Raw genomic sequence first — 19,549 nt, forward strand, 5'->3', positions numbered from 1 at the left:
CAACGGTCCTTCACGACTGCTCGTCGGGCCGCACCCCCAGCAGCTCACGAATATGCGACAGCGAGCCGTCGTCCTTCACGACGCTCTCGAGCCACTTGTGCAGCGGCATGTCGGCCCATTCGGCCGCCTTGTCGGCGAGATACGCGACCGGGCTGTGCGGCTCGGTCTGGCGGAAATAGCGCGCCACCGCGCGCAACTGGTCGACGGCCTGCGCGCGGTTCTGGATGCCGGCGATCGTCTGCGTCACCGGAGGACGCGAAGCGGTCTGCTGCTGCACGTGAGTCTCCTCGGTCTGGATCGGCTGGCCGAACACCGGCTCGATGCGTTCGGGCTGCGCCTGCGGCGCCGCCTGCGTGTGCGGCGCGCTGCCCGTATAACCCTGTTCGCGCGCGAAGCGCTCGGCGAGCCGGTACACGGTCTCGAACGCATCGCGCGCCTGCCGGAAGCTCGGCGCCGAATCGCCCGCACGCTCGACGAGCCGCTCCTCGAATGCATCGAGCGCGAATTCGAACGCCTTCAGGTTCGCCAGCAGCGCCGTGTAGAACGCGATCGACGTCACGCGCCGCGATGCATCGATCTGCTCGATCGACGGTTTGCCGCGCGCGATGTCGTCCGCGTGTTCGGGGTCGCGCCTGATCGCCTGCGCGACGTGCTGCGCGACTTCCCAGTCGAGCGTGCTGAACGCGTTCGACGCGCCGTCCGTCAGCGGCACCGCGCGCAGCAGCTCGGCCGTGCGGCCGGACAGCCACGCGACGTTGCCGAGCCGGTGCTCGATGTCGTCGTCCTCGGGCAGCGGGTGGAAGGTGTCCCAGAAGTCGCGGCACAGGCCCTCGAGCAGCGCATAGCCTTCGGTGAGGCCCGTGATGCCGTCCTCGAGCGCGAGCGCCTCGGTCAGCCACACGGCGAGCCGCAGGTCCTTCGTGCGCGTGCGCAGCAGTTCGCCCGCATGGTCGACGACGAAGCCCCAGTCGGCCTCCTTGATCTCGGTCACCCATTCGCCCTGGTCGAGCGTCGGGTCGTCATAGCGCCGCGCGTCCTGGATCGCGTCGAATTCGTTCGAAAACAGCAGGTCGTCGCCGCTGGGCGACGCATCGCTGATCGGCGTCAGCAGCTCGGGGAGATTGATCGGCATGGTTCGGTCAGTTCATCAATGCTTGACTGGGCGCGGCCGCGCTCATTCGACGGTGTACGCGAATTCGCCGGCCTCGTCCGCGCGCACCGCGATGCGCGCGATGGCCGCGCCGTCGGCGATCCGGCCGAGCACGTGGCCCGCGATCTCCGGCAGCAGCGTGCCGTTCAGGATGTGGTCGACGTTGCGGGCGCCCGAATCGACCTCGGTGCAGCGCGCGAGCACCGCGTCGACGAGCGACTCGTCCCATTCGAACGCGGCCTTGTGGTTCGCGTCGATCCGGCGCCGGATGCGTTCGAGCTTCAGCTCGATGATCTCGGCCAGCACGTCGTCGGAGATCGGATAGTACGGCACGACCTTCATCCGGCCGAGGAACGCCGGCTTGAACGTCTTGTACAGCTGCGGACGCAGCGTCTCGGCGAGCGCGTCCGGATCGGGCAGCTCCTCGGCCGGCTTGTTCAGGCACGCCTGCATCACCGCGGCCGAGCCGACGTTCGACGTCAGGATGATCAGCGTGTTGCGGAAGTCGATCTCGCGCCCTTCCGCGTCGTCCATCGTGCCCTTGTCGAACACCTGGAAGAACATCTCGAGCACGTCGGGGTGCGCCTTCTCGACCTCGTCGAGCAGCACGACGGAATACGGGTTGCGGCGCACGGCCTCGGTCAGCACGCCGCCCTCGCCGTAACCGACGTAGCCCGGCGGCGAGCCCTTCAGGCCCGACACGCTGTGCGCTTCCTGGTACTCGCTCATGTTGATCGTGACCATCTTGCGCTCGCCGCCGTACAGGATGTCTGCCAGCGCCAGCGCCGTCTCGGTCTTGCCGACGCCCGACGGCCCGACGAACATGAACACGCCGCGCGGCTTGTTCGGATCCTCGAGGTTCGCGGTCGCGGTGCGCACGCGCTGCGCGATCGCCTCCAATGCATGGTCCTGCCCGATCACGCGCGCGGCGAGCAGCGGCTGCAGGTTCAGCACGGTGTCGATCTCGTCCTTCACCATCCGGCCGAGCGGGATGCCCGTCCACGCGGCGACGATCTCGGCGACGACATGGCCGTCCACTTGCAGCGGCACCATCGGCTCGCCGCCCTGCAGCGCGTGCAGCGCGGCGACGCGTTCGGCCAGCTTCTCGCGCGTGGCGTGCACATCGACGGGTTCGCCGTCTTCCGACGGGCCGCGCGCCTTGTCGAGCGTGTCGCGCAGCTCGGTGATCTCGGCGACGATCACGCGCTCGGCTTCGTAGCGTTCTTCATCCTTCGCCAGTTGTTCGAGCGCCGTGTCGCGCGCGGCGCGCAGCTCGCCGAGCCGCTCGTCGTGCGCCGCGCCGCCCGCCGCCTCGCGCGCCAGCGACGCGATTTCCGCATCGATGCGCTCGATGCGCTTCTTCGTGTCGTCGATCGCGGCCGGCGTCGCGCTGTGCGCGAGCGCGACCTTCGCGCATGCGGTGTCGAGCACGCTGATCGCCTTGTCCGGCAACTGGCGGCCGCTGATGTAGCGGTGCGACAGGCGCACGGCCTCGGTGATCGCATCGTCGAGGATCCGCACGTTGAAATGCTTCTCCATCAGGCCCGACATCCCGCGCAGCATCGCGGCTGCGAGCGGCTCGCTCGGCTCCTCGACCTTCACCACCTGGAAGCGCCGCGCGAGCGCCGCATCCTTCTCGAAGTACTTCTTGTATTCGCTCCACGTCGTCGCGGCGATCGTGCGCAGCTCGCCGCGCGCGAGCGCCGGCTTCAGCAGGTTCGCCGCATCGTTCTGGCCGGCCTGGCCGCCCGCGCCGATGATCGTGTGCGCCTCGTCGATGAACAGGATGATCGGGTGCGCGCTCTTCTTCACCTCGTCGATCACGCTCTTCAGCCGGTTCTCGAACTCGCCCTTCACGCTCGCGCCGGCCTGCAGCAGCCCCATGTCGAGCACGTGCAGCGCGACGCCGCGCAACGGCGGCGGCACGTCGTCGGCCGCGATGCGCAGCGCGAGCCCTTCGACGACCGCCGTTTTGCCGACGCCGGCCTCGCCGGTCATGATCGGGTTGTTCTGGCGGCGGCGCATGAGGATGTCGATCGCCTGGCGAATCTCCGCTTCGCGGCCGATCACCGGATCGATCTTGCCGTCGCGCGCGCGCTGCGTGAGGTTGGTCGTGTACGTGTCGAGCGCGGGCGTCTTCGACGGGCCGGCCGCGGGCGCCATGCCGTCGGCGGCCGGCGCGACGTCGCTGTCGTCGTCGTCCGCCTGGCGCGGCTCGGCTTCGCTCGAGCCGGCCATGATTTCGTCGAACTTGTGCTTCAGGTCCGTCACGTTCATTTCCGCGAACCGCGACGACATCCGTTGCGCGAACTGCGCGAGATCCGGCGCGGTCAGCAGCGCGAGCAGCAGATGCCCCGAGCGGATGCGGCCGAGCTGCGAATCGAGCGACGCGATCAGCCATGCCTGCTCGAACAGCGCGATCAGATGGACGGAGAACACCGGCGTGCGCGTGTTGCCCGTCTTCAGGCGCGTGAGTTCGCGTTCGAGATCGGCGTGCAGCGCGTGCGGATCGACGCGGCTCGCGCGCAGCGCGAGCGGCAGATCGCCCGTCGCCTCGTCGAGCAGCGCGAGGAACAGGTGCTCCAGATCGACCTCGTAGTGGCCGCGTGCCAGGCACGCGCTCGCCGCGCGCTCGGTCGCGTGCCGGCACAGCGGGTTCAGTTTCGTGATCAGGGTCTTCAGAGGCGTGCTCATGGCGTCGGTCTCAGGTTCGTTTGCGTGTTTGTTGTCGTTCGGGATCAGTGAATCACGTGCAGTTCGTAGCGGGCATCGGACCGGTCCTCGGCCGCGTCGCGCGTGCAGAGGAACGCGTCCCAGCCGAGCCGCGAGCCCGCGCCGAGCACGCTCGCGCCGACTTCCGTGCGTTTCAGCACGAGCTTCACCTCGTACTCGAGCGTGACGCCGGCGAGCAGCGTCAGCATTCGCTCGAGCGCGACGGCATGCGCGCCGCCGGGCAGGAACGCCTCGTAGTCGCGCTTGGACAGCGGGCCGACGACGATCCGCGCGCGCATGTCGCGCTGCCACACGCGCTCGCCGACGAGCGCCGTCGCGCCGAGCACCGCGTTGACTTCGCCGAGCACGCTCAGCTGATCGGGCGGCACGTCGTACCACTTGCCGACGAACTGGTCGATCTTCACCGGCACGCGGAAGTAGTCGGACAGCGTGCGCTGCAGGTACGCGGCCGACATCGGCCGGTGCCGCGCGGCGAGCGCGTAGCCGGCCACGGCCTCGTCGAGCACGCCGCCCGGGCCGGCCGCGAGGCTGTCGCGCACCTCGTCGCTCGGCACGCCCGCGATCGCGAGCAACAGCGGCAGATAGCGCTCGTCGCGGTCGAGTTCGTAATGGAACGGCAGCCGGTATTTCTTCCACGCCGCGTAGAACAGCGCGGTCGCGCGGTTCGAGAACACGTCGAAGAACGCGCGCGCCGCGTGGTCGCGCCGCAGATGCTCGCGCGCGACGATCTGCTCGGTGTAGTGCAGCGGCAGCGCGCCCTGCCCGCCGAGCAGCCCGAAGAACGCGGGCGTCAGCTCGACGCGGCCGAGCTCGCCGGCGGCCAGCGCGGCGCCGCGCTGCTCGCCCGAGTTCAGCGGCGCGCCGCCGTCGTCGAACGAGCGCGCGCCTTCGATCTCGCTCGGCGGGAAGCCGAGCGACAGCGTGTTGCGGAATTCGATGCGCTGCGCGACCACGTCGCCCTGCCGCCACGCGCCGGGCGCATCCGACGCCTGCCGCGCGAACAGCCCTTCGAGCACGCGCACCGCCTGGAAGAACTCGAAGCGGTGCGGCTCGTCGAGCAGCGCGTCGACTACGCCAGGATCGATTCGCCGGTTCGGGGCTTGCATCGGATGATCTCCTCGCCGGTGCGCTTCGACACGACGACCAATTGAACGAAACTGTTGAGGTGGACGTACAGCCCGAAGAAGCTGTCGAGCACGCGCACGAACGACGCGAGGCTCGCGCCGACGAAGTGCTCCTCGTCGATCGTCAGCCGGATCTCGATGCCGCGCACGAAGGTCGCGAACGGCTTGCCGGGCAGCCACTGCACCGCGCCGCGCTGTTCGACGCCGGCCAGGCCGTCGATCTGGCGCATCGACACGGCCGTGCGCCGCAGGTCGTACAGCGTCAGCATTTCCTTCAGCGGCGCGAGGCCGTGCGCGACGAGCGACACGTGGTTGAGCGCGAGATGCGACACGAGCCGCCAGTGCGCGGCGCGGCCGCGCTCGAAGCGCACGCTCTGTGTCGGCCGGCGCAGCAGCGAGATGCCGCTCGTCTGCGCGCCGCCTTCCTGGAACAGATCGCCGCCTTCGAGGCCGAACGCGAGCATCGAAGGCAGGTCGCGGTTCGTACAGGTGAGGTCGAGGCTCAGCGTGTCGGTCTGCGGCGACGTCGGCTCGAAGTCGATGTCGACGATCGAGATCTCGGTTTCGTAGCCGGGGCTCTTCTGCGCGACCCAGTCGTTGCGGCGCGCGAACCAGTAGTGGCCGATGCGCGCCGCTTCGCCGTGATGCAGCGAATAGAACGGCCGGAACTCGATCACCGATTCCTCGTGCGCCTGCTGCCGGACGAGCTTCACCGAGTCGATCGAATACACCTCGTACGCGAACGCGCGCCGCGCCTCGGCGATCACCGGATACGACACCGCGCGGTGCGTGATGCGGATCGGCTCGCCATGCTGGCGGAACAGGTTGACGATCGGCGTGCAGAACAGCCGGAAATGGCTCGCCGTCAGCAGCTCGAGCAGGCGCGCGACGTGCGAATCGCCGCGCACGTCCTGCAGCACGAGATGCAGCGTCGCGCGCTGGCAGCGGCCCGACGCGCGTGCGATCGCCGCGAGGTCGAAATCGACGAAATCGAACTTGTCGGGGAATGCGAAGTACTCGGTGAGCAGGCGATACGCGGGATGCGACTTCGCCGGATAGTCGATCAGTGCGTCGTCCTCGGCGAAGCCGGCCTGCGCGATCGGCAGCTTGCGCAGCGCGGTCCAGCGGCCGTTGCGCTCGGGCTCGACATACGCACCGAGCACGTTGATGAACAGGCAGTCGGTCAGCGCGGCGACGAACGACTGCTCGCCGTGCAGGTGTGCGCGCAGCGTCGGCAGCTTCAGCGCGCCGAGATCGAGCTGCGCGGCGAGCGATTCGAACGTGATCGAGATCACGCCCGTCGCATTCGACGGCAGCACCGTCGCGCTCGGCGCGAGCGCGACCGGCGTGTAGCGCGCCTCCGAGATGCGGATCGGCGCGAGCGTCACGTCGTAGGCGGTGCGGAACCGGCATTGCACGCCGCGAATCGGGCGGCTCTTCAGCTCGGTGCCGCGATCGATCACGACCGGTTCGGTCTGCTGGCCGGGCGAAGCCGGCGTGAACTGCGCGATCGAGCACGACGGAAACGGCCGCAGGTAGTGCGGATACAGCACTTCCAGCAGCGCTTCGGTGAATTCCGGGTAGTCGTCGTCGAGCTTCTTGTTGATGCGCGCGCCGAGCAGCGCGAACGACTCGATCATCCGCTCGACGTGCGGATCCTCGCAATGCTCGCCGGACAGCGCGAGGCGTGCGGCGATCTTCGGATAGCGTTCGGCGAAATCTCGCGAATAGCGCCGCAAAAACGATAATTCGCGTTCGTAATACGGCAGCAATTCTTCCATCGACGACCCCGAACCTCAATATTTCCTGCCGGACCTGATTCACCACCGGGCGGTCCGGCCCGCTCGGCGGCTTGATTTACTGCATGCGTGCCGCGCGTGCGCGCGTGACCGAATACTGCAGCGTCGACGGTTGCAGCATCGCGTCGAAATTCACCGGCTCCTCGGCCGGGTGCACCACGAGCAACGCCTGGATCGCGAAATAGAGCGCGTTGGTGGCCTGCTCGTTCAGCTCGAACGTCACCTGCACCTGCTGCAGGCGCGGCTCGTGGCGCGCGATCGCCTGCTGGATCGACTTGCAGATGAACGCGCGATCGTAGTGGCTCGCGAGGCTCAGCCCCGCGAAATCGTTCAGCCCGTAGGTCAGCACCGATTTCTGGCATTCCGGCAGCGCGGCCAGCTCGTTCTCGGTGTGCGCGATACGGGTGTTGAGGATCGCCTCGACGTCGCGGGCGACCGTGGTCTTGAGCTCGTCCAGCGACAATTGCCGCATCGCGGCCGAGGCCGGCAGATGCGGTTCGTCGTCGAACAGCTTGTCGAGAAAACTGGGTTCGAATCGTTTCATCGGCCGGTGTTGACAGCGAAAACGGCAACGGGACGCGAGCGCCCCGTTGCCGCAACCGACCTTAGACCGCGTAGGTCTTGTCGTTCTTCGTCAGGCTCCAGGCGCCCTGCGTGTTGCCGCCCTGGTTGCCGCCGATCTTCTGCTGGGTTTGCTTCCACTGCACGGCTGCGTACTTCAGCGAGAACGTCTCGATCGGCAGACCTTCCTCGCGAACGCTCGGGGCGATGCTCGAGATGATCACGTACTTGAGCTTGACTTCCAGATACTGCACGCGCTTGCCTTCACCGTCCGCGCGCGAGAAATGGACCGTCACTTCGTCGAACGTGGTACCGCCCGAAGCGTGCTGGTACAGCAGCGGGCTCGACGAATCGATTTCCTTCGTGAAGATCATGTCGCCGTGCTCGCAACGCGTCATCGTGTGACCGCCAGCGGTCGATGCGGTTGCCGAACGCGGCTGAACGATCGAGTGATCCCACGATTTCAGTTCGATCCAGCCCTGATGGTCCTTGTCCGCGGACTCGCCCTTCACCGCGGGACTACCAAACTGCAAGTGCATATGTAACATGGCCCTTCGACTCCCCAAAGAGGTGGTTTTAACGTCCTACCCAGGCGGCCCGCCCGGGCGATTTACTCGCTTATGAATTTGCCGGTTTGGGCAGATCAGCGACAAGTCGCAGAGAAATCGAGAGTTCGTCGAGCTGAAAGTGCGGGCGCAGGAACGCGACCGAACGATACGAGCCCGGCTTTCCCGGAATCTCCGACACTTGTATGGATGCCTCGCGCAGCGGAAATTGCGCTTTCTGTTCCTGCGAGGCGTTGTCGTCGAGCAGGACGTACTGCGAAATCCACCGGTTGAGGAAAGTCTCCACGTTCTGCGCCGATGCGAAGCTGCCGATCTTGTCCCGCATCATCGCCTTCAGGTAATGCGCGACGCGCGATACCGAGAAGATGTACTGAAGCTGGGCGGACAGGACGGCGTTCGCATTCGCGCTGTCGGTGCTGTACTTTTTCGGCTTTTGCACCGACTGCGCGGCGAAGAACGCGGCGTAATCTGAGTTCTTGCAATGGACGAGCGGGATGAAGCCGAGGTCGCTCAGCTCCTTCTCGCGGCGATCGGTGATCGCGATTTCGGTCGGGCACTTCAGCGCGACTTCACCGTCGTCGGTCTTGAACGTGTGGGTCGGCAGATCCTCGACGAGGCCGCCGCCTTCGACGCCGCGGATCGCCGCGCACCAGCCGAAGTCGTCGAACGCGGCCGTCAGGCGGGCCGCGAAGGCCCATGCCGCGTTGCACCACAGGTACTTGTCGTGATCGGTGCCGTCGACGTCCTCGACGAAGTTGAAATTCTCCGCGGTCTGGCCGTCCTTCGGATTGAACGGCAGCCGGCCGAGAAAGCGCGGCAGCGTCAGGCCGACGTAGCGCGAATCCTCGGCGTCGCGGAACGACTTCCACTTCGCGTACTCGACCGTGTCGAACACCTTGCCGAGGTCGCGCGGCTTGCCGAGATCGGAGAACGACTCGAGGCCGAGCAGCTCCGGCGACGCCGACGCGATGAACGGCGCATGCGCGGCCGCCGCGACGTGCGACATCTGCTCGATGAAGTACATGTCTTCCGGCTGGCGCGAGATCTCGTAATCGCCGATCAGTGCACCGAACGGCGAGCCGCCGAACGTGCCGAATTCCTCTTCGTAGACCTTCTTGAACAGCGCGCTCTGGTCGAACTCGCTCGCGCCCTTGAAGTCGCGCACGAGGTCGCGCTTCGGCGCGTGCAGCGCCTTGATCTTGATCGTCTGGCCCGTGTTGCTTTCCTTGACCAGATAGTCCAGCCCGCGCCACGTGCTTTCGAGGCGCTGGAATTCCGGCGCGTGCATCACGGCGGAAAGCTGCGTGGAAATCAGGCGGTCGAGTTCCGCGACGCGCGCGTCGATCGTGGCCGACAGGTTGTCCGACACGATCACCGTGCCATCGAGCACCTGGTGCACGAGTTCGCCGATCAGGTCCTTCGCACGCGCATGCTCGGAATCGGATTTCGCGACCTTGCTCTTCTCGACGATGTCGTCGAGCAGCGAAGTCCCGGCGGCGTATTCCGCGCCGCTCGCTTGGGCCGCAGCCGTTTGCTGGTTCATCTCAACACTCCGTCGTCATTCGCCGTCTTTGTCGCTGCCGGTGCCCTTCGCGAGCTCCTGCAGCTGCTGCGTGTTCTTCAGCACCTCGGACAGCAGATCCTCGAGCTTGTCGTTGCCGGCGAGCTTGTTGCGCAGGTCGGCGAGCTTCGAGCGCGCCTCGAGCAGGCGGCGCAGCGGCTCGACCTGTTCGACGACTTCGTCCGGGCTGAAATCCGACAGCGAGCGGAACTTCAGGTCGACCGCGAACTTACCGCCTTCCGGGCTCAGGCGGTTTTCCACCTGGAACGCGGCGCGCGGCTCGATCGCCTTCATCACGTCGTCGAAATTGTCGCGGTCGATATTGACGAACTTGCGGTCGCGCAGCTTCGGCTGCTCGATTTCGGACTGGCCCGCCAGATCGCCGACGACCCCGACGACGAACGGCAGTTCCTTCACCTCGATCGCATCGCCCTTCTCGACCTCGTAGGTCAGCTGGACGCGCGGCGGCCGTATTTTCTGCAAGCTTTTCTGAATGCTTTCTTTCTTGGCCATCTCGACGGCTCCCAGGTTAGTTGTGGTTATCGCGTCAGTTGCGGTTTCAGTTGCGCAGTGCGCCGAACGGATCCGCGCTGCCCTTTTGCGCCGCGGGCGGCGTCGGCGTCGGAGTCGGGGCGGCGCTCGCGGCCGTGTCCGCGGCCGGTGCGCCCCCGGCCTTCGCACGATGAACCGTACGGCGGCCGCTGTACTTCCTCGTCTGCGCCCGCTGCTCCGGCGGGAACAGCGCCGACTCGCCGAGCGTGTCGCGCAGCTGCTTCGCGAGCGCCTGCGCGTCGGACTTCGCGTCGCCCGCGAGCGACGCATCCTGACGCAGCTCGCCGAGCGACTGCGTCGCGATCCGCAGGCCGGCGACGGCCAGCACGCTCTTCGCCTGGCGATCGGTCGCGTCGCGCTGCAGCGCTTCCTGCGCGGCGACGATCGCCTGGCCGTAATGGTTTTGCGCGAACTGGATTTGGGCGATGCGCGACCACGGCTCCTCGCGCGTCGGATCCGACTTCGCGAGCTGCTGGTACAGGCCGAGCGCCTTGTCCTGGTCCCCCGCCTTCGCGACGGCGTCCGCATCGGCCAGCGACTTGTTGAACACTTCCGCAGTCGGCGGCGCGGGAGGCTGGCTCGCACAGCCGGCGATCACGCCGCAAGCCACCACTACCCCAGACAGTTTTGCGAACAGACGGTCTTTCATCGTTATATCCACCGGCGCGTGAGTTTTAAATCGTTGAGAATCTGGTTCTTTTGCTTTGCAAGAAGCGCGCGGGTATAGTACCGATCAATTTTTCATAATTCAATCGTCGCGTGAAGAGTAATTCCTTTTAAAACCGGGCGCTACCCCCTCGAATGGCCGCTCGCCGCGGGCTCGCGGCGGTTTTTCGTCGGGCCGGGAAGCGCAAGTTTTACTGGTCGCACGACGCGCCGCCCCGGCGGCGGAAAAAATTTCCGAGCGCTCGCCTTGACGCGAGCGTGCTTAATAGTTGAACGGTGCAGTGTCGGGGACCCGCAGCGAACGTGGTAATTACCCGGCAGTTTTGACAGGGATAAAGGCGGCACGCCGGAAACACGATGAGATCGTCCATGATTCGCTACGCGCTGCCGCTGGTCGCCTGCGCCCTTCTGGCCGGATGCGCGGCCGCCCCGCTGCTCGGCTCGGCCGCGAGCGCCGTGATGTCCGCGGCCGGCATCGGCAAGCCCGAGGTGCCCGATGCGCAGAAGCCGCCGCGCAACATCGGGCTGACGCTGGCCGCCGCGCCGAACCTGAACGCCGCGACCGACAACAAGCCGCTCGCGCTCGTCGTCCGGCTCTATGCGCTGAAGGAGCCGACCTCGTTCCAGCAAGCGCCGTTCGACGCATTTACCGATCCGACCAAGGAAAAAGCCGCACTCGGCGCCGACCTGCTGAACGTGCGCGAAATCACGCTGATTCCGGGCCAGCGCTATACGGCGACCGAGAAGGTGTCGCGCGAAGCGCAGGCATTCGGTATCGTCGCGCTGTTCCGCGATCCCGCGCTGCAACGATGGAAACTGACGTTCGATCCGGCGAAGTCGGAGAAATCCGGCATAATCATCGGCCTGCATAACTGCGCGATGACGGTCACCGGCGGCACGGTCATCGCACCGCAACAGGGTGCGCCTTCGCAGCCGCTGAATATGCTGTCTTCGGTGTCCTGCGGTTAAACATGACGCACGAATGTCAATTAACAAGAGTTAACAATTGGCGATTTAATTCGGGCACGAACAAATCGATTACATCGCAACGCCACATTAACCGGATTTGACATGAGTTATTCGGCCAAGGTGCTGTGGGGGGAAGGGCTGTTCCTCCGGCCTCAACACTTTCAGCGGCAGGACGCGTACCACGAGGCGCGCCTGTTCGAGTCCATCCAGGCGATCCAGCCGTACAACTGGGGCGTGCGCTCGGTGCGCATCGACCGCGACGCGCTCGGCAGCAACGTGCTGCGGGTAGCCGACCTCGCGCTCGTGTTCCCCGACGGCGCGCTGTATGCCGCGCCGCAGGCCGACGACCTGCCGCCGCCGATCGCGCTGGATACGTTGCCCGACGGCATCAACGAATTCGTGTTCTATCTCGCGCTGCATCCGCTGCGCGAGAACGGCACCAACTACAGCGACGATCCGGCCGCCGGCTTCATGACGCGGTTCGTCAGCGAGCAGACGAGCGTCGCCGACAATTTCACCGACGCCGCCGAAGCCGACATCACGTTCCTGAAGACGCAAGTCAAGCTGATCGCGCACAGCGAGCCGCGCGACCAGTTGCTGTCCGTGCCGCTCGTGCGCGTGCGCCGCACCGCGACGTCCGGCTTCGAGATCGACGACAGCTTCGTGCCGCCGTGCCTCGCGATCGAGGCGTCGCCGATCCTGCACCAGCGGCTGCGCCAGCTCGTCGACGCGCTGCAGGCGAAGGTGAACGCGCTGTACGGCTTCCACCGCGAGCCGTCGAAGAACATCATCGAGTTCCGCTCGGGCGACATCGCATCGTTCTGGCTGCTGCACACCGCCAACGCCGCGTTCGCGACGCTCGCGCACCTGCACCAGCACGCGGCGCTGCATCCGGAGCGGCTGTTCCAGGAACTGCTGCGCCTCGCGGGCCAGCTGATGACGTTCTCGAAGGGCTACACGCTCGCCGACCTGCCCGTGTACCGCCACGACGATCCGGGCCCGAGCTTCGCGCGTCTCGACCTGATGCTGCGCGAACTGCTCGACACCGTGATCTCGACGCGCTATTTCGCGATCACGCTCGACGAGGTGCGCCCGTCGTTCCATCTCGGCCGCCTCGATTCCGGCAAGATCGACGACAAGACCGAGTTCTATCTGGCGGTGTCCGCGGACATGCCGAGCGTCGAGCTCGTCGATGCGGTGCCGGCCCGCTTCAAGGTCGGTGCGCCCGACGACGTCGACAAGCTCGTGCTGTCGGCGATGCCCGGCGTGCGGCTGTCATACACGCCGCAGGTGCCGCCCGCGATTCCGGTGCGCCCCGGCGCGTGCTACTTCGCGCTCGATTCGCGCAGCCCGCTGTACGAGCGCATGCTGCAGGCCCAGTCCGCGATGATCTACGCGCCGACTGGCATCAATGACCTGAAATTCGAACTGATCGCGGTCACATCATGAGCTACGCGCCTTCCCTGTTCGGCGACAACGTGCCGCCGCCCCTGCACAGCCCGGCGTCGACGGATTCCGCGTTCCAGGCGCGCTCGCTGCTCGATTTGCTGTACGACGGGTTCTTCATGCTGTTCCTGCTCAAGAACGGGCGGGAGCCGGACAGCGCCAGCGAGTTCAGCACGCGGATCCAGGAATTCCTGTCCGATTTCGAGCGCGGCGCGAAGAAGCTGAACATCGCCGCCGAGGACGTGTACGGCGCGAAGTTCGCGTTCTGCGCGGCGATCGACGAAATGGTGCTGTCGTCGCAGTTCAAGATCCGCGCGGATTGGGAGCGCCGGCCGCTGCAGCTCGTGCTGTTCGGCGAACAGCTCGCCGGCGAGAAATTCTTCCAGTATCTCGAGGAATGTCGCGCGCAGGGCGCGGCGCGGCTGCAGTCGCTCGAGGTGTTCCATATGTGCCTGCTGCTCGGGTTCCAGGGCAAGTATCTGCTCGAAGGGCCGGAGAAGCTGGCTTATCTCACCGCGCGGCTCGGCGACGAGATCGCGCACATGAAGGGCAAACGCGCGCCGTTCGCGCCGCATTGGCCGCTGCCCGACCAGATCGCGCATCGACTCAAGCGCGAGGTGCCGGTCTGGGCGATCGGGGCCGTGTTCGCGCTCGTGGCGCTGCTCGGGTATCTCGGGCTCAATACTTATCTCAAGGACAAGACGCTGCAGGCGTTGGCGCCTTATTCGCAAGTCATCAAGGTTGGGCCGGAGTCGGCTAATTTGACGATTTCGTTGCCGTAACAGGCGCGCGTTTTTCGGACGCCGCTTCATGGAAAAAGGACCGCTTGCGGTCCTTTTTCGCTTCTGCCCGCTTTGTCCAAACAACTGAAAAAGATCGGTGGCGTGTCGGTGCCTCACTCCATCCACACGTCTTCATAGCCGGCATCGTCGATGATGAAGCGTGCGCCGGCCGGCAACCATAGATATGGTAGAACCGATGGCAGATAGGTCGACAGGTGCGCCGCATGCAACGGCTGATAGAAGTCGGCGGCGTCGGAATATTCGCCGCAATGAAAGAACCATCCGACGTTGTCGCCTTCGGACAGTGCGACGCGCGTGCCGTAGACGGGCATGCGCCCGAGCGTCGACATCGCGACGGCAACCATGTCTTCAGGTTCGACGGCATGCAGGCCGTAGCGTGCGCAAACGGCGTCCTGTTGTGCGCGCAGCGCTGCCAAATCGTCCGCCATGTTCATGTCCTTCCCCTCGCGCGGAGGGTCAGCCGGCTTGCCAGCATAACCGCGGATCGGCGCCGCCAGTCGATACAAAATAGGCTGCCGCCTGCGTCGCAGTCGCGAGGTCGACGCACTGTCGCGCCGGATAGCGGCCTCGCTGGCCGCCCGCCACGAGTTCGACCGTTTCGTCCGCCGACACTCCGGGCGTCGTCAGGTTCAGTAATGCGGCATCGATCTCCGATGCGATGAAGACGACGTATCGGCCGTCGTGGCCGCCGCCAATCGTCATCACCGTTGCATCGCTCGCGTCGAAGGCGACGGTCGAGCGATCGCGGCCGTTCAGTCGTTCGACGGCCGCGATCGCTTGCGCAGGGTCGTCGCACGGCGCTTCCGTCACGTGTGAACGGTTGCCGATGGTTGTTTCCTCGATCGCTGTCGTCGTTCGCATTCGCTATGCGTGGCGTCAAAACAGGATAAATGCGTCGTTCTCGACGTAGAAGACAAACGCGTCGAGCAATTGCGCGACGCTCGGCTCGTCGACCTGATCGTGTGCGTTGATCACGATGTCCTCGATCGTCGCGCTGTCCAGCGTGACTTTCCAGCCGGGCTGGGCCGCCATGGCAGGCGCAACCTCTGCTTTCGCGTAATCGACGTCTTCGAAAAACGCCCCCTCGGTATCGAGCGCCCACGGCATCGGCGGCAGGTAAAGCCACCCGGAGAAATCGCCGGGGCGTTCGAGAATATGTTGTAGCGACACTTCGGTCGGGGAGTCGATCGACATGGGTATTGCGGTGGTATCCGGATGATTGCGTTGCATCGGCCGCGAGAACCTCACGGCAGGCCGTGATTATGCCAATTTCAAGCGAGCGCGATCGGCAGGCTTCCGTTGCAGGCGGGTGGGGGTGTGTGCTGCATGTGGATCGAAAATACGGTCGGGTCAACCGTCTGACGAGCCCATGCCAGCTATATCTGGCTGCCGGAGATTCACAATATCGCAATGCCTATTTCCCAAACCGGTCAGGCAATTCTGCTCTGATACTCGCCAAAACACTTGGCGCAAACAGCGGCAAGCTTGCCGAAGACAGCCGCATGCCGCTCCTCGAAATCCGGCCCAAATGACGCATCACCAGGCTCTGGCAGACTGAACTGTTTCGCCACCTCCGTCGAGACGAAGTACGAAATGTCGGGGCGTCCGTCTCCCAGCCAATCGATGTCATAACGGAGCATTTCCAGGCGCCCCGCATCCGTTATCATGTCGGCCGCGATATCGCTTGAAACGTGTATCACATCGGTCGCGCCATGCGATTTACACAGTATCGTGCCCATGTTTCGTCTCATTGACGTTTCTCATTCGTAACGTCTTCTCGTCGACTTGTTGCCCCTGAAACCGAACACATTCTTCGGCACAAGCCCGGCCGCCTTCGACGCCTGCGAAATCACCGTTCGCGCTTCACCCAAACTTTGTACGACGTATCCCACACCACATCATCGCAATTGTTCGTCAGTCATCGCGGTGTATCGATCTGGTCGCAAATCGGCACACCCGCTCAAGTGTCACACTCGCATGCCATCAGATGTCCTCCCACTCGGCCAAAATATTCAATAAAATATTTTTCCAACTCCGGCCCAACTATTTTCAAAAAGAACAAATAGACATAGAGCGGTGTCTCATCCCGGATATCATCTTGCAGCCATTGCCCCTCACTTCCAAAGCAGCAAATTACACATCGAACCAGAGCAGAAAATGCGGCATTTGATTTCCGCGCCACCTTTTCCAGGTGCCATAGCCTCGCAAGCACCTGCCTTCTTGTTAACCGCGGCGACTTTATATCATCAATGATTGGAACCATTTTTAAATACGCCGCAGCAATCCGCTTCTCTCGATCACGAATTAAATTTCCCAGCACCTCTCCTTGAACAAGATCAAGCAGAAATTTTGCATAATGATTCGTGATTTCGCTGAATGAAGCATTCTTTTCGAGCAGCTTTACCTCAAGCGATTCGACTTCGCTCACTTCCCGATGATCAATCATTCCTTCACTCCGTCACACACTCCCATTTCCGCATCACTTGAGCACAAGAGGGACAGAACTTCAAATGCTTTCCGTCATTTCTGATAGTTGTTGATGTTGCGCCTTGAGTAATACCCCTCAACTCATCGACCGATTTGACATTATTGCTCGCGGCAATGTGACTGAGCGCATCGGGTTCCCCACAATAGCCATAAGTAAATGGAGAACGCTGGTCCTCAGGAACGGCGTCGTAAATGTACGCTTGCGCGATTGGCACCTGAAGCTGAACGCCTCTTGAGCTCGTCGTACTGACCAACGTCCCATTTTGAGCAGCGCTCGCAAGAGCAACGAGCCAGCCCAAGTGGGTCGATTCAGCGCATCGAGTTATGCGCGGACTGGAAAAGTTAGGCGCTACCTAGATTGCCGTACGTGATTCCCTCTACGCGAACCCAGTCGTACTTCAACGCAATCGCCGCGCCTTCCTTGCAATTAATCGTTATCGCAGCAACATTATCGGCGACGGTCGATACAAACGACGCAACAATGTTATCGTACCCCCACCCTCCGATGGAGAGGCCGGAAACACCGATAAATGACAAGCTCAGATAGACGACGTCATAGTCTTTCGGCCATCGGTTCGGCTGCGAAACAGGCTTCTGAGTGGTCATGATTCTCACCGACAGTCGAGGTTCGTCCCGCTTGAGTTGAACCTCAAGGATCTCGGCACCATCAAGTGGTGCTTCGCTCCCATAAAGCGCCGTAAGGGCTTGTGGATTCATGATCCGCTGTATCGGGTTCATTTCTTGTTCCGGCAGTCGAAGTAATAGTGATCATCCATTCCCTGAATCTTTCCTGTGCGGGTGTTTTCTTCGGGGCGTACGTTGTGGTGTGACGGTTGATCGCCGATCCCCCCTTCTCCGAATACGTGGCCTGCGGAATGGTCTTGGATGACCACGTTTTTACCACCGACCTGATAGGTCAATTCCCGCGTCATGACGGGCTTGTTGTTGTCGCCAAGAAGCCAATTTCCGCTGGAATCCGTCAACGGGACCATTTTCTGGCTGATGGGCTGCTGAGACAAGGGGATGCCGAGCTGCCGACGAATATCTCTCAGACTTGACCGACGAGACTTACCACACGGATCGCAAGGACAGCGAGCAAGGCCGAGCGGGTCGATCCACCCTGTTGGGTTGTCAGCATATTGATACGCGTTGATCCCGCCAGCGAGCCCAATCGGATCTTTGCCAACGAAGCGCCCACTTCCGGAATCGTAGTACCGATACCGGTTGTAATGCAGCCCTGTTTCGTCATCGACCTGCTGCCCCTGAAACCGCAACGGATTCTTAGGCGCGATCCCCGCCGCCTTCGACGCCCGCGCAATCACCTCCCGCGCTTCGCCCCACGCCTTGTACGACGCTTCCCACACAACGTCGCCGTCGCCATCGGTCAGCAACTGCGGCGTACCAATCTGATCACAGTGGTAATAGAACACCGCCGCATCACCCCGCCGCTCCGGCACCTTCTGCAGCGGATCCTCCTCCGGCACATAGCGGTCGGCGCTCTTCCACTCCGGCGTCGCGATCCCATCGACGGGCTCAGCCACATACTGCGCCAGCGGCACGAACGTCCCCGGCTCGTAGAGATAGTGCGTGCCCCGCTCGCCGTCGCTCTCGTACGCCAGCGTGTCACCATCCCACCCGAACACCGTCCGCTCGCCGTTCACCTCCTTCGCAATACGTCGACCGAACGCATCATAGAAATACCGCGCCTGACTCTGCCGCGACGTCTCGGCAACCCGCGCGCGCAGCAAGCGATTGAATTCATCCCACTCGTATTCCTGCTCACCCGCCGGCGTACGCTTGCGCACCAGATTCCCACGCGCGTCGTACTCGAAGTGCATCCCCGCATACGCCTTCAACAGGTTCCCGAGCACCTTCGGTACCTCGACAGGCAACGTGCTTTCCAGCCGCACCGGGCTCGGACGCGATGCAGGCGTCTCCGCCGTTCGCACCGGATCGATGATGTTGCTCGCCGGATCGAACGCAAACCGTTCCTTCGCGATGGGACTGCTCGCCTCGATCAGCCGTCCGACCGGATCGTACCGATAGTCGGTTCCGCCTTGCGGCTGTCCTCGATCCGCGACAACTGCCCCGCCGCGTCATAGCGATACCGCCGCTCGGCAAGCGGCGCAGGTGACGTCGACCGCTGGATCGTCTGCTGCAACACACGTCCGGCCGGATCATAGTGCGTGCGCTGCCCAACCTTGCTCGACAACACGCGCACCGTCTCGCGATGAAGATCGTCACGCTCGAACTGCACGCGCTCTTCGCCATCGAGCAGCATCCCGTGCACGTGCCCGGAGCCATACATCAACCAGTCGACCACATGCCCGTCCGGCCGAACGGTACGCCGCCGATTGCCGAGTTCATCGTATTCGTGATGCCAAACGTAGCTGCGCCGGTCGCCGAACAGATTTTTGACGCGTTAGCCTCTTCCTGCAGTATTTCCTTCGATCAATATCAAAGGTATCTCGGTAAACGTCGACTACGCACGCGCCCAAAGTGTCGCCGGGCCGGCAGTAATTCGATCCAACTCGCCAGACGAGTCGTAATGGAAGTCCCACTGAGATTCGCTCGTCCATCCTTTCGAAAACGCCCGCGCAGTCAGCGGCTTTGCATCAGCAGAGTACGTATAAAGATAAATCGCAAATGCCCCACCCTCGCCAACGGCAACGTATACCTTGCGTGACTCATCGAACGGTTTCATCCGCGCAATACCCGTCAGGCGTGATGTTACCTTCTCCGGATGGTCAATTCCCTTATGAGTGATGCTACATACATTGATTACACCATCGTCTTCGCTATACAAATCCGCACTAAGCGCCCGCACGGTCTTTTGACTTGGCATGACTGTGACGACATGCCTTCCATCCCGGAAGCCTGCACTGTATTTCCCTAGCCAGCGTGCTTCGTCAACGCTTTCATAGCGCTTCTTGAGCAACTTTGGCGCAGAGAAACCCTGCCGCTGCTCCTCATATGGCAGACATGAAAAATAATCACCCGACGAAAATTTCCAGTCGTCCACCGAATCCCTAAGCTCAAGATATCGACCGTAGAAATTCGTGGTGTCAAACGACTCAAATTCCTGCCGGAGCGTAGTCAGCATATTTTCGACAATCGACTCTTCCAATAGCA

Annotated in this window: 19 protein-coding genes and 1 pseudogene; 3 read left to right on the forward strand and 17 right to left on the reverse strand. The window is 63.6% G+C overall.

Translation table 11 applies throughout. The annotated features are described in order from the left end of the window. Window positions 1-10: 10 nt before the first annotated feature. The 9 genes from tssA to KPB06_RS22485 form a co-directional block, all read right to left on the reverse strand. The gene (tssA, locus tag KPB06_RS22445; RefSeq protein WP_059577172.1) at window positions 11-1,132 is read right to left on the reverse strand and encodes a type VI secretion system protein TssA; all 1,122 of its coding nucleotides are present in this window, start codon (window positions 1,130-1,132) and stop codon (window positions 11-13) included. A gap of 42 nt (window positions 1,133-1,174) precedes the next feature. Beyond that, a complete protein-coding gene (tssH, locus tag KPB06_RS22450) occupies window positions 1,175-3,844 on the reverse strand; it encodes a type VI secretion system ATPase TssH (protein ID WP_059577174.1) in 2,670 nt (889 codons plus the stop codon). Between the two features lie 44 nt (window positions 3,845-3,888). Next, window positions 3,889-4,989 (reverse strand): type VI secretion system baseplate subunit TssG, encoded by a 1,101-nt coding sequence (gene tssG / locus KPB06_RS22455; protein WP_059577176.1) that lies wholly within the window; start codon window positions 4,987-4,989, stop codon window positions 3,889-3,891. Then, on the reverse strand, window positions 4,953-6,788 hold the full coding sequence (gene tssF / locus KPB06_RS22460; RefSeq protein ID WP_059577179.1) for a type VI secretion system baseplate subunit TssF: 1,836 nt from the start codon (window positions 6,786-6,788) through the stop codon (window positions 4,953-4,955). Before tssF ends, tssG begins: the two co-directional genes overlap by 37 nt. 76 nt (window positions 6,789-6,864) lie before the next feature. Then, window positions 6,865-7,350 (reverse strand): type VI secretion system baseplate subunit TssE, encoded by a 486-nt coding sequence (gene tssE / locus KPB06_RS22465; protein ID WP_034183677.1) that lies wholly within the window; start codon window positions 7,348-7,350, stop codon window positions 6,865-6,867. A gap of 61 nt (window positions 7,351-7,411) precedes the next feature. Continuing rightward, on the reverse strand, window positions 7,412-7,915 hold the full coding sequence (locus KPB06_RS22470; protein WP_059449787.1) for an Hcp family type VI secretion system effector: 504 nt from the start codon (window positions 7,913-7,915) through the stop codon (window positions 7,412-7,414). A 70-nt stretch (window positions 7,916-7,985) separates the two neighbouring features. Further along, complete coding sequence (tssC, locus tag KPB06_RS22475; RefSeq protein WP_006484397.1) at window positions 7,986-9,476, reverse strand: type VI secretion system contractile sheath large subunit; 1,491 nt, start codon at window positions 9,474-9,476, stop codon at window positions 7,986-7,988. A 15-nt stretch (window positions 9,477-9,491) separates the two neighbouring features. Next, window positions 9,492-10,007 carry a type VI secretion system contractile sheath small subunit gene (tssB, locus tag KPB06_RS22480; RefSeq protein ID WP_027783377.1) on the reverse strand — a complete coding sequence of 172 codons (516 nt, stop codon included), beginning with the start codon at window positions 10,005-10,007 and terminating at the stop codon, window positions 9,492-9,494. A gap of 46 nt (window positions 10,008-10,053) precedes the next feature. Beyond that, window positions 10,054-10,695: a tetratricopeptide repeat protein gene (locus KPB06_RS22485; protein ID WP_060315466.1), complete on the reverse strand. Its 642-nt coding sequence runs from the start codon at window positions 10,693-10,695 to the stop codon at window positions 10,054-10,056. A gap of 374 nt (window positions 10,696-11,069) precedes the next feature. Between KPB06_RS22485 and tssJ the strand changes: the two genes are divergently transcribed. The 3 genes from tssJ (at window position 11,070) to icmH (ending at window position 13,909) form a co-directional block, all read left to right on the forward strand. After that, complete coding sequence (gene tssJ, locus KPB06_RS22490) at window positions 11,070-11,681, forward strand: type VI secretion system lipoprotein TssJ (RefSeq protein ID WP_060965500.1); 612 nt, start codon at window positions 11,070-11,072, stop codon at window positions 11,679-11,681. A 102-nt stretch (window positions 11,682-11,783) separates the two neighbouring features. Continuing rightward, window positions 11,784-13,130, forward strand: coding sequence for a type VI secretion system baseplate subunit TssK (gene tssK / locus KPB06_RS22495; RefSeq protein WP_059577185.1), 1,347 nt, complete (start codon window positions 11,784-11,786; stop codon window positions 13,128-13,130). Continuing rightward, window positions 13,127-13,909 carry a type IVB secretion system protein IcmH/DotU gene (gene icmH / locus KPB06_RS22500; RefSeq protein ID WP_059577187.1) on the forward strand — a complete coding sequence of 261 codons (783 nt, stop codon included), beginning with the start codon at window positions 13,127-13,129 and terminating at the stop codon, window positions 13,907-13,909. Before tssK ends, icmH begins: the two co-directional genes overlap by 4 nt. Before the next feature lie 113 nt (window positions 13,910-14,022). On the opposite strand, the gene KPB06_RS22505 is transcribed toward icmH, so the two are convergent. The 8 genes and pseudogenes from KPB06_RS22505 to KPB06_RS22545 all read right to left on the reverse strand — a co-directional run bounded on the left by KPB06_RS22505 (window position 14,023) and on the right by KPB06_RS22545 (window position 19,544). Then, a complete protein-coding gene (locus tag KPB06_RS22505; RefSeq protein WP_226094288.1) occupies window positions 14,023-14,436 on the reverse strand; it encodes an immunity protein Imm33 domain-containing protein in 414 nt (137 codons plus the stop codon). Beyond that, window positions 14,387-14,791, reverse strand: a complete 405-nt coding sequence (locus KPB06_RS22510) for an Imm1 family immunity protein (protein WP_060315468.1) — start codon at window positions 14,789-14,791, stop codon at window positions 14,387-14,389. Before KPB06_RS22510 ends, KPB06_RS22505 begins: the two co-directional genes overlap by 50 nt. A gap of 15 nt (window positions 14,792-14,806) precedes the next feature. Then, window positions 14,807-15,124, reverse strand: coding sequence for a DUF7716 domain-containing protein (locus KPB06_RS22515; protein ID WP_089464500.1), 318 nt, complete (start codon window positions 15,122-15,124; stop codon window positions 14,807-14,809). Window positions 15,125-15,360: 236 nt separating this feature from the next. Continuing rightward, complete coding sequence (locus KPB06_RS22520) at window positions 15,361-15,669, reverse strand: hypothetical protein (RefSeq protein ID WP_124659540.1); 309 nt, start codon at window positions 15,667-15,669, stop codon at window positions 15,361-15,363. A gap of 221 nt (window positions 15,670-15,890) precedes the next feature. Continuing rightward, on the reverse strand, window positions 15,891-16,376 hold the full coding sequence (locus KPB06_RS22525; RefSeq protein ID WP_124659539.1) for a hypothetical protein: 486 nt from the start codon (window positions 16,374-16,376) through the stop codon (window positions 15,891-15,893). Between the two features lie 383 nt (window positions 16,377-16,759). After that, window positions 16,760-17,155: an immunity 50 family protein gene (locus KPB06_RS22530; protein ID WP_124659538.1), complete on the reverse strand. Its 396-nt coding sequence runs from the start codon at window positions 17,153-17,155 to the stop codon at window positions 16,760-16,762. Next, window positions 17,152-18,830, reverse strand: a pseudogene (locus KPB06_RS22540) (RHS repeat-associated core domain-containing protein); the annotation flags it as partial. The gene KPB06_RS22530 and the pseudogene KPB06_RS22540, both read right to left, overlap by 4 nt. Window positions 18,831-18,899: 69 nt before the next feature. Continuing rightward, window positions 18,900-19,544 carry a hypothetical protein gene (locus tag KPB06_RS22545; protein ID WP_124659537.1) on the reverse strand — a complete coding sequence of 215 codons (645 nt, stop codon included), beginning with the start codon at window positions 19,542-19,544 and terminating at the stop codon, window positions 18,900-18,902. Window positions 19,545-19,549: the final 5 nt, after the last annotated feature.

Source organism: Burkholderia semiarida (assembly GCF_029268935.1).
Classification (GTDB): domain Bacteria; phylum Pseudomonadota; class Gammaproteobacteria; order Burkholderiales; family Burkholderiaceae; genus Burkholderia; species Burkholderia semiarida.